Origin of the sequence: Flavobacterium sp. FlaQc-57 (assembly GCF_044007395.1) — a bacterium.
Lineage (GTDB): Bacteria > Bacteroidota > Bacteroidia > Flavobacteriales > Flavobacteriaceae > Flavobacterium.
In genome coordinates this window covers 111,658-122,972 of the sequence record NZ_JBIPDA010000006.1, presented here as the reverse complement: position 1 = coordinate 122,972, position 11,315 = coordinate 111,658, and the positions used below count along the sequence as shown (strand labels likewise).

General features: G+C 30.8%; 7 protein-coding genes. 1 reads left to right on the top strand and 6 read right to left on the bottom strand.

All coding sequences use genetic code 11. The annotated features are described in order from the left end of the window. Window positions 1-274: 274 nt before the first annotated feature. On the top strand, window positions 275-1,876 hold the full coding sequence (locus tag ACHRVZ_RS17755; RefSeq protein WP_395424228.1) for a Na+/H+ antiporter: 1,602 nt from the start codon (window positions 275-277) through the stop codon (window positions 1,874-1,876). 17 nt (window positions 1,877-1,893) lie between these two features. Here ACHRVZ_RS17755 and ACHRVZ_RS17750 read toward each other — a convergent pair whose 3' ends face one another. From ACHRVZ_RS17750 to ACHRVZ_RS17725, 6 genes are read right to left on the bottom strand one after another with little or no spacing between them, the layout of a single operon-like run. After that, window positions 1,894-3,117, bottom strand: coding sequence for an McrC family protein (locus ACHRVZ_RS17750; protein WP_395424227.1), 1,224 nt, complete (start codon window positions 3,115-3,117; stop codon window positions 1,894-1,896). A gap of 2 nt (window positions 3,118-3,119) precedes the next feature. Beyond that, on the bottom strand, window positions 3,120-5,546 hold the full coding sequence (locus ACHRVZ_RS17745) for an McrB family protein (protein WP_395424226.1): 2,427 nt from the start codon (window positions 5,544-5,546) through the stop codon (window positions 3,120-3,122). Window positions 5,547-5,559: 13 nt separating this feature from the next. Beyond that, window positions 5,560-6,636, bottom strand: a complete 1,077-nt coding sequence (locus ACHRVZ_RS17740; RefSeq protein ID WP_395424225.1) for a hypothetical protein — start codon at window positions 6,634-6,636, stop codon at window positions 5,560-5,562. A gap of 3 nt (window positions 6,637-6,639) precedes the next feature. After that, window positions 6,640-8,130 (bottom strand): AAA family ATPase, encoded by a 1,491-nt coding sequence (locus ACHRVZ_RS17735; RefSeq protein ID WP_395424224.1) that lies wholly within the window; start codon window positions 8,128-8,130, stop codon window positions 6,640-6,642. Next, a complete protein-coding gene (locus ACHRVZ_RS17730; RefSeq protein ID WP_395424223.1) occupies window positions 8,127-9,803 on the bottom strand; it encodes a restriction endonuclease subunit S in 1,677 nt (558 codons plus the stop codon). The genes ACHRVZ_RS17735 and ACHRVZ_RS17730 overlap by 4 nt, the downstream gene beginning before the upstream one ends. Continuing rightward, on the bottom strand, window positions 9,803-11,263 hold the full coding sequence (locus ACHRVZ_RS17725; protein ID WP_395424222.1) for an N-6 DNA methylase: 1,461 nt from the start codon (window positions 11,261-11,263) through the stop codon (window positions 9,803-9,805). The genes ACHRVZ_RS17730 and ACHRVZ_RS17725 overlap by 1 nt, the downstream gene beginning before the upstream one ends. Window positions 11,264-11,315 lie beyond the last annotated feature (52 nt).

Below are 11,315 nucleotides of genomic sequence, written 5' to 3'. Positions count from 1 at the left end.
GAGTAAATAATAAAATTAGGTTAAAAGAGATTTTGGTTTTTGCCACAGATTTAAAGGATTAAAAAGATTAAAAAAAAATAAGTACGTTTTTATTTGAATTTGAATTGTCTAGAAAATTTGTCAAAGTTTTAAAAATATAAGCTACTAGGATTTATGCGCGGACTAAAATCTTTTTAATCCTTTAAATCTGTGGCAAAAAAAGATAATTTTATCTAAAACTTTAAAAATATTATATTCGTACTCTCATACCACAAATACCAAAAATAATTAGAAAATGGAGAATATTACCGTAATTATCATGTTACTATTTGGGGTCGCTTTCCTGAGTCTTGTTAGTAAAAAGTACAATTTTCCCATTCCAATTGTGTTGGTACTTTGCGGTGTTGTTATTAGTATTATTCCGGGGCTTCCTGTAATAGCGCTAAGTCCCGAAGTTGTTTTTATTGTCTTTCTTCCACCGCTTTTGTATCACGCCGCCTGGTACACGAGTTGGTCAGATTTTAAGCAAACCATAAGACCAATTACACTTGCTGCTGTAGGTTTGGTTTTATTTACCACAGTTGCTGTTGCCTTTGCTGCGCATATGTTGATTGATGATATTTCCTGGCCGTTGGCTTTTTTGCTGGGCGCGATTGTTTCGCCGCCTGATGCGGTTTCGGCAACTTCTATAACCAAAGGTTTGGGCTTGCATCCGAGACTGATTGCAATCCTCGAAGGAGAAAGTCTGGTGAATGACGCCAGTGGTCTGGTCGCTTACAAATATGCTTTGACGGCTATTACTGCCGGAAATTTTGTCCTCTGGCAAGCGGGATTGAACTTTGTAGTGATGTCGGCTTTAGGAATTGGGATTGGTTTAGGAGTTGGTTATGTCATGAGTTTTATTCATAAAAAGTTTGTCTGCGATGAGGTTATCGAAGCCACTTTGACTTTACTGACGCCTTTCGCTTCTTATTTAATTGCCGAACATTTTGAAGCTTCGGGAGTTTTGGCCGTCGTGGCAACGGGACTTTTTCTTTCGGCAAGATCAGGAACGATTTTTACACATGAAAGCCGAATCATGACAGGAACTATTTGGAGTGTTTTAACCAATATTCTAAACGGATTGATCTTTATCTTAATCGGATTACAGTTGAGACAAATCATTGAAGGAATTGGAGATTACTCCGGTTGGTCTTTGTTTATTTGGGGTGCTTCGGTGAGTTTGGTCGTAATTTTAGTGCGTTTTTTATGGGTGATTCCGGCGACTTTATTGCCAAGATACATCAGTAAAAAAATCCGATTGCAGGAAGAATTCGACTTCCGAAACATGATTGTTTTCGGCTGGTCCGGAATGCGCGGTGTGGTGTCGATGGCGGCCGCTTTGGCGCTTCCGCTAATGATGAACGAAACGGAAAAATTCCCTTTGCGAAACCTTATTATTTATCTGGTTTTTTGTGTAATACTTTCTACGTTAGTTATTCAGGGATTGACTTTGCCGTGGTTGATTAAGAAATTAAAAATTGAACGTTATTCCATTCTTGCCGAAGAATATGAAATACGAAATACCATCGTTTCACAAACCATTACGCATATCGAAGATAACTTCTCACTACTCAACGACGACTTGCTCCACAACATCAAAAGTAAATACGAAGTAAAATTCAACCGCCTCCAAAAAACCGAACTTCCTGCCAACTTCTTCGGAAAAGGAAATTTAATAGGTGGCGAGATTTTCAACGATTTTACTAAACTTCAAATTGATCTTTTGAATGTCGAACGTAACAAACTTGAATCAATGCACAAATTTGGTTCCGTCAATGAAGAGATTTTCAGGAAGATTGAAAAGGAACTGGATTTGGAAGAGACTAGGTTGTGGATGGAGATGTATGAGGAGTAGGGGGGGTGATAACTTCATTATGACTTAATAAACCAATCTATTATACAATCTCCGATATTTTTATTTAATGTTGTTTCATCTTTATCAAAAATAGAAATTTTTCCTAGTGCACATTGATGTTGATTTTGTCTTGAACTATTTTTTTCAAAATGTTTAAATTCAGGTACTTCTGTTTCATTAGATGGATATAAAAGCATGGCTTTTGTTGAAACCCAATAATCATTATATACATACATTTGGCGCAAATCATGTGTTGAAGGATTGTTGTAGGAAATGTTTTTCCATTTTGTATCTATAATGAATTTATCTAATCCATTATCTAAAACAATATCAGGCCGTATTGAAATACCATTCCAAAATTGATTTGATTGCTGACCATACACAGTTATCTCTCTATTAGATTGTTTTAATCTAGCCAATATGTATTGTTCCCATAAAGAATTCATATCGAACAGTAAAGCCAACATATTTTCTGAACCACTAGAAATGTTTGGTGCAAAATTTAAAATGATGAACTTTGAAATTGCCAAAGCAGTTTCATAAGGAGCAGTTTTTCTAGTTTTAGGAATTTTAGAAAATGTAGCTTCCGTTACCGAAATCTTTTTTACTTCAGGAAAATCTAATTGCACTGTTTTGCATTTTGAGTATAAATAATTTCCTTTAGTACATTTTTCTACAATATCTAAAGCTTTAAATAGAATTTGATGAACAATATGATCTTTTTCATAAACTTGGTGGGTGGTGTAAAATCTTTCTTTATGTACCAAATTTTTACTGATATGTCCTGCAAATTCAAGTTTGCCTTTTAATGCTTTAACATTATTAGTTTCTTTATAATACTGTTTTATTAATCCATGATGAATTAATAATTGGACTTCATTTAAAAACCACTCAAAATAAAGATCCAGCAAATGAATATTTTGGCTGTTTACATTTGCCTGATCTACTTTTTGTACTTTCAATTTTTTGGTAACGTGAAGCATTTCTATTAAAGCTTTTTGCCATAATGCTTCATCACCATTGTGATTATCTATTTTAGGCAAAATTTCTATTGTTAACCCTGCTACTTGAATAACCCCAACAAATTGTTTAAATTTTATACCATTATGCCGTAAATCAAAATATTGATAATCATGTAATGCATTTAGTTTTGAAAGAGCTACAAAATGACGTTCCTCGAACTTTCCTCGAATTGGAAGAAAGCTGTGTTCAAAAACTTGGATGGTATTTTCTTTCAACATTTTTAAGCTAATAATGTTTCTATAGCTGTTTCAAAATCGATTTCGTCAAAAGGAATTAATTCATATGATTTAATGATATCAACTTCGTTTTTCGTATCAAAGTCTGCAAATATGGAATTATTCTTATTCGAAATTTGTTTTTCTCTTACAAATCCTTTTCCTAAAACTAAACCAATTTTTCCGCAATCATTGTAGAAATATTCCTGTAATAGCGGAATTATTTCATTTTTAAAAGAATTCTTTAAATGATCTTTTATAAAATAAGAATGACCCAAAGTATAATTACGATCTAATAATAATTCAATTCGTTGATTTATTTTTCCCATAATTTGGAATCTATTGTAATCCTTGAAATTCTTATCTGCTACAACTTTTGTGTCTGGCATCATTTCGATAAAGCAAAAACGTCTTCTTAAAGCTGTATCTAAAGCTTCAACACTTCTGTCGGCAGTATTCATAGTTCCTATTATGTAAAGATTAGACGGTACTCCAAATTCTCTTTTAGAATAAGGTAATTTTATTCTAAGTTCATTTTTTGCTCCCAGTCTTTTATCTTCTTCAATTAGAGTAATTAATTCTCCAAAAATTGCAGAAACGTTTCCTCTGTTAATTTCATCAATAAAAATAGCGTAATTATTATCAGGATCAGCCGCAGCTTTTAGACAGATTTTTTTGAAAATGCCATCTTTAATTTCAAAACCTAATTCAGTTTCTCCGTCCTCTAATTTAGGTTTTATTCCTTCAATAAAGTCTTCATAACTAAATGATTGATGAAATGTAACGAAGTCATAGTTTTTAATGACTATTCCTTCGTTTCCTGTAAAATTTTGAATAGATTCTAATATGTCTAGTGCTTCTGGATAATATTGATTTAATAAATCGATATCAATAGTCCAGTTTGAGTCTTTGTCTTTACTAAAATATAGCGGTTCTGATCTTTCTTTCACATTAACATACGAGCAACTTAAAATTGTATGTCTTTGTAATTGCCCCCATATCGTAGGTCTTATTGTATTTGAAGAAGATAACTTTTCTTTAATTCTAATTAATTCATGATCATAGATTTCATTAACTTTTGCATTCTCCAAATCAAATAAGGCAATACTAATAACTTGCCACCAACTCAATTCAGAAACTAAATTTTCAAGAAATTGATCTCTGGATAATGATGATACTTTAATAGTGAATTTTTCGAAAAACTCATTTTGAAGTTTATGGGTTTTTCCTGTTCCTGGTGGACCATATAAAATTTGATTTAAATTATCATTAGCCATATTATCTTGAGTATTTTTATTTGATATTGTATTACTATCTGATTTGGTTAAAGTATCTATTAAATCAAAAGTATCTTTATAGACTTCTTTAACTTTCTGAATTGTATTTGGTGTAGCAATATTAAATCCTGTCCAATCACCTAAAGCATTATTTAATTTTCTCTGTGACTTATTAATCCAAATAATTTTAATTGCTTTATTATCATCATATCCATCTACTAAATATTCATTATCTATAATTACACCTATGCCAGCCATATTTTTAGTTCCTCTTCTAACTAAAACTACGTCACCATCAAAAACTTTTTCTAAGGGATATTCACCACCTCTAGTTTTATGTTCTCCTGAACTACCTGCGCGAACGGCATTATTTTGAACAAAACCATCGTAATAATCTTTTTTATTTTGACCATCTACCATAGTGCTTACCTGACAGAAGCTTTTTTTTAGAGGAATTTGTTTCCCATTTCCTGTAAATTGACTTAAAAATAGATTAATCTCATATGGGTAACATTCCGGAAATGTTTTATTATAGAACTTGAGAAATTCTTGATATTTAGGGAGGCCTAATTTATTTATTTCCTTAGTTGGACTACTTGAATTTGGTAATATTGCTGTAGTTCTCTCGTCAATTGGTAGAAATTTTTTAGCATTTATAAGAAAAAGTGTTTGCGTAAATTTTACCACTCCTACATTTACTATCGACAAAACATTTTTAAAATTGTTTTCGTCAAGATTTTTATCATTTACAGCATCTGAAAATAAATCCCAAAGTATGTCAACTGAAAAAGTATTTCCACTACTATCCGCGTATTTTCCTTTGTTATAAAATAGACTTTTTGTTTGAGGAGTAGGGGTTGGAAAATACCAATCAGTTGGTAGTTTGGTTTTTAGTTCAAAAGTATCAATACATGATTGAAAAAAAACATTTTTTTGATTAGTCGTATTTCTCTGAGCTAATGTATAAATAAATGAAAAAGGATCTATTTCAGGGTATGTATAAATAGCATGTGTTTCACCAAATACTTCCTTTGCTTTTTCCTTTAAGTTTTGATTTCTAGTTTCTTTATTTTGACCAATTAAGTCAATAGTAACAGAGAGCGATTTAAAAAAATCAGACCAGTCATATAAATTTACATTCTTAAATATTTCCATAATAATTTTTAATTTATTCTAAATGTTCTCTCACCGATTGCTTGCTGCCATTATAAAAGCTAGCAGAGGCCTCGTTAATCAAGTAATTCAAAAAGAACCATTCTACTCTGTTTTGTGGGTTTACATTAAAACTATTTCGCGCATTACGAAAAGAAATTAATTTTTCATCATATCTTACCTCAAAATCTTCAAAGTTAATTTCCTGTGTTAGATAATTTGCAAAAGTAAAAGTCCAGGTATCTATGAATTCATTTAGAGTTTCATCTATCCATCTATTGTTTATGCCAAAAAAAATATCCCACTTGTCGATTAGATTTTGGTGAAGATCATTGATTCCTAAAAAATTAAATTTCCAAGAGCCTTTTATAAGACTATCAATTGAAGGTTCTTCTATGCATTCCAATGAAATTTCAATTTCTCCCAACCAATTGAATGGATAAAAAAACGAATGTCTCGCTAGGCGATTATTATCAATCCAAATAACTTCATTTTGGCCTTTTACGGGTGGTCTGTTACATCCTTCCCCTAAAGGAAATAGATTATTCCAGTTAACAGCGCTAAAAGGATATTTGGCTTTACAAAGCCAATGATCTAGTGCTGCACGAGCTTCATGCTGAGAGGATTTTATTTTTTCATTACCACATATTGGGCATACAAATACTTTGTTTTGTTCTTTAAATTCTTTTATATATTTTAAAACATTGGTTTGGGTTTTATCTGTAACCCATTTTTTATCAAATGAGTCAAATAAATGACTAAAGAAATCGTTGGCGGCTTCAAATAATTCTTGGCTAATGGTTTCGCAATAAAACAAATAACTACTTAAATTCAGACAATGACTTTCTATATTAATTGAATTTATGTAACCTTCCACAATCCTTGGCTCATTTCCAGAGTTCTTAATAATGTCAAATAATATATTAGCTTTATTGTATAAACCATCTGTTCTGTTTCCGTAGAATTCTTGGAACCAATCTGGAAATAAATCATAACCAAAGACGGCATTAGCTTGAATCTTTTGAAAAAAAGTATTTGGGATTTCCTCTATCTGACGAAGATTGGAATTAATTTGTGTAATTGGAAATAACATCTATTATTCTAATTCATTAATTTTTTTATATAATAATGCTTTAATACTAGATTCGCCATAATTATCTATAGATTCTAGAATTGAACTTAAATCTTTTTGCGCAAGTTCTTTCATTTCATCAAATGGTAATTGTGGTATTAATATTGAGTTTTTAAAAAGTCTTTTTAATATAACATTAATTGAACATCCAAAAGTTTCAAATGTTGGTTTGTCAATTAATGGAACTCGATCTCGTTCAAAATGGTAAACCATGTTGCTTCTTACTGATGAAACAATAAATGGAGAATGAGTTGTAACCATTATTTCTTGATTACGAGATTTGCAAAGATTGCTATACTCAGAAAATAAATGACTTCTCCATTCTGGATTGTAGTGAGTATCGGGTTCATCATATAAAAAAAGAGCATCAGGCTCATCAATTAAATTTAAAGTTCCTAGAGTCTGTATTAATTGATGCTCACCATCACTAAGACCTTCATAATTTATTTCTGTTCCATCGATATTTTCGAAAATGATATCTGTGATATTAAAAAACCTATCATCATCCGGAATAGTAGGTGTTCTAATTATATGACCTTCCTTTCTTTTATTTTTAATCCAATTATTATACTTTTTTGTAATTCCTAGATAATTTAGATGATTTAGCATAAGTAAACTATCAAAAAAAAGCATAGGTTTTCCAAAAATATTATTCACCGCAACATTAAGTGTTTCATTAACGGTATAGTTTAATGTGTAAAGAGTTTCTTCAGTGTTTATTTTTGGCAGAAATGAGCAGTTAACTAAATCCTCAATTATTCCATCTAATTGAGCATTTGTTTTTACCTTAACTTTAATATTTTTATTAATTTCGATTTTGAAACTTTTTAATCTTTTCAGCTTCGTATATTTTGTCAATATTGATTCTTTTTGAAAGTAGATAAGATTAGTAATTACTAATAGTAAATTAGTACTAGATTCTAAATATATCATTCTAATTGGCTCAACAATATTATGATAAAGATTATCGTTATTAGCTGCAGAACTTATCTTAGAGGAAAAATCATCTAGTAACTGTGAAAATGGTGAACTTAATGTTTCATTCAATCCAGAAGAATAACCTATTATTTTTTTTGGCAATAAATTATTATCGTATGAAACTTCGATGTATTCTTCATCAATATTATCCTTTCGGTACTTAATTATTAAATTAGCTTTTGGTCTAGAGATTTTAATATATATTGGTCGCTCACTTGCATTAAGTGAATATTCAATTTCAAATAACAACGGGACATTTTCAAAAGAAGGAAATTTTTTGTTTAACCCATAGTATTCAGCCAGCATAAAACATTCCGCTATTAATTCTACAAAATGGGATTTACCACTTCCATTTAGACCAACTAAACATATAGGGTCAAAAGTATTTAAAGGGGACTCATCAAAGAAAATTGGTTTTTCAAATTTCTTTAAAGATTTAAAACTATCACTTACTAAATTAACACTTAATAGATTCATGGATTAATTTTAATTAACATTTGTTTTTGTTCTATATTAAATTCTTGACTAATAATATTTTTAATTAATAAATCCTGAATGACATCATCAATCAAATTTTCTTGTGAATTATTATAAAAACAAGTTATCAATTCTTTATATGATATACCATTTGTCTTTTCTTGGAGTATTTTTTTTATTTCATCTACTAGATTTGTTTTATTGACACTTTTTTGTTTTTTTTTTGTAATTTTTTCTTTAGTATTTGTTTTTATTGATATATTATTTAATTTTTTAATCTCTTCCAACAAATCCATTGCGTCACCATCATTATCCAGTTGCTTACTCAATTCTCCCTTAAATGCTTTATGTAAAATAGTGTGTGGCAAAGTTTCTATTTTCTGTTTTAATGATATATATTGCTGTTCTATCACATCAGCTTTTGTAAACAAACTTTCAACCCGATTAACGATTTCTCGTTGTTCTTCCATTGTAGGAATAGGAAAACTTAATAATCTTAAATCTCTAATATTTACATGTTGGGAGGCTACGCCCTTAATATGAGGATTGACTTGTTGTTTAAAAAAATCTGAATTCATATATAATTCACAATATTTTTGATTCATCAGCTCTGAAAATCTAAATATCATAGTTCTTTGGCCTATACAGTATTTATCATTTTCAGGAATCATTAAAGCATTTCCAATTGATCCCTCTCTTGTGAAAGCAATATCGCCATACTTAGGTTTTAATCTAGAAATCCATTTTTTATAAGTTTGTGGATCTACATATCTCAATTTATTGTTTTTTATTTTAAAAGCTTCTATATTATTTGTATCCAAAACAATAAAACCTTCATTAGAGAATTTTGCTGTTTCATGTAAACAATCAACTATAGATATACATAATGATTCAATTGTAAAAACTGTCCAATTGATCTCGTTTTTACCAATAAAGCTAATGGGATTAGCCTTTACTTTTGATCTTCCCTCTTGTAAATGGATTTTATTTAAAATCTCAATTTCTTTTTTCAATGTATCTCTAATGATTTTTTCATCAGGACTTTTGCTTTTTACATTTTTTCTCCAACTTTCCGTCAACTTTCCAGTAACCGCTTGGGTCAAAACCTGCTGTCTAAAATCCTTAAGCAATACAGGAATCTTTTCCATACTTGTTTTTATAGTTTCCAGTTGAGTAAAAAGTGCATCTAATTTAGCTACAATGCGGTTTTGTTCCGCAAGTGGAGGGAGAGGAATTAAAGTAGCTTTAAGAATTGCTTGGTTAATGTTTTTTTGCGCAACACCTTTACCATTTTCTGAAATCGAATTTGATAAATCAATTAGTGAATATGTCAAAAATTTAGCATTGATAGCTTTTGAAGGTATTATGCCAGCAATAGCCTGATTTGTAGATGCATCAATATTTAGAATTCCTATTTTACCTAATGTTGCAAATATGGTAAATAAAATTGTTCCTTTGGGAAAAATTCTTGTCGATGAGTTTTTAAGTCCTTCTTCTGTTATAAACTCTGCGGTTTCATTAACGTACATATCTTTGATGTCAGAGATTTTTACCCAAGGTATATCTCCATTCCAATAATAATTAACTGCTCTTGAAGGAGTTCCTCCACTTTGAATAATTGCTAATTCTCCTAAAATGCACTCCACCCAATTTTTAGGCAATTTCTTTTCCATTATTTCAATTCTTTTATCATAGCATTCAATTGCTCGGTAATGATTTGCAATTCAAAGAATGCCTCTTTTGCAATATCAATGGGTTCCCCTAAATTATTAGAATTGGCCAAAGAATTATCAGTTATTAAGCCTAAATCTAAACTGTAATTCTTTTTTTCAATTTCAACACGAGAAATACTTTGCCATCTTTCGTCTTTAATGGTTTTTCTTTTTTCGTCAGAGACTAAACCATCATAGTTTTTTTCTACTTTGTCAAACGGTATTCCACCTGTGTAAGCCAGAACAAAATCTTCAAAGGCTTTTTCTGTAAAAGGGGTGCGTTTTCCATAGCTTGGTGCATTAGTACGCATATCATAAAACCAAACGTTTTGTGTATTGTTGGTTTCTGTTTTTTCTCTGGTAAAAAACAACACGTTGGTTTTTACACCAGCAGCATAAAAAATTCCAGTTGGCAAACGCAAAATAGTATGCAAATTACATTTGTCCATTAAGTCACGGCGTATTTTTTGACCATCACCATCTTCAAACAGAACATTATCAGGTAAAACGACCGCAGCTCTTGCTTTTCCGTCCTTTTTTAAACTACGATAAATATGTTGTAAAAAGTTGAGTTGTTTGTTACTCGTCGGGAAAGTAAAATCATCCCGTGTTGGGCGTTCACCTCCTTGTTTCGTTCCAAATGGAGGATTGGCTAATACACCGTCAAAATCTTTCAAGTTTTTACCAAATTCAGTTAATGTATCATTTAAATATATAGTGCTTTCCATCCCATGTAAACGAGCATTCATCAAAGCTAGTCTATGTGCATCAGGAACTAACTCGACACCAGAAAAAGCTTGAGTTGTTTGAAAATGTCTATCTTTTTCAGATAAATGAAAATAACTATCAGTCTTACTTCTTAAATAATGATCTGCAGAAATCATGAAACCAAAAGTTCCAGCAGCTGGATCTGTCCATCTTTCACCTAACTTAGGCACCATCAAATCGACCATTATATTAATTAATGGGCGAGGAGTAAAGTATTGTCCGGCTCCACTTTTCTTTTCTCCTGCGTTTTTTTCCAGTAGACTTTCGTAAATATCACCCATAACGTCACGATCATTTTCTTCGTACCAATCTAGTTTATCTATAGCTGTGACAAGAGAACGGAAATTTACTGGTTTGCGTAAGCTTGTAGAAGCATTACTGTATATTTCTTTGATACTTTGACTCTTAGTTTCATTACTTACCGTTGCTAAGAATTTACGATAAAGAGCAAAAGCTTCATTATTGTCATGTTCGTTCACAAATTTTTGCCATTGAAATTCTTGTGGAATTTGATCTTGAAAATCCTTTATTTCACTTAATTTTAGAAAAAGAATATAGGTCAACTCATTTAGGTATTCGTGATAGGTAACACCGTCATCACGTAATACATTACAAAGATTCCAGAGTTTGTTGGCTATTTCTTGTGCGCTCATTGTTTATTTATTGCGAGGAGATCCTCAAATTATTTATTATGGTATTATTAAT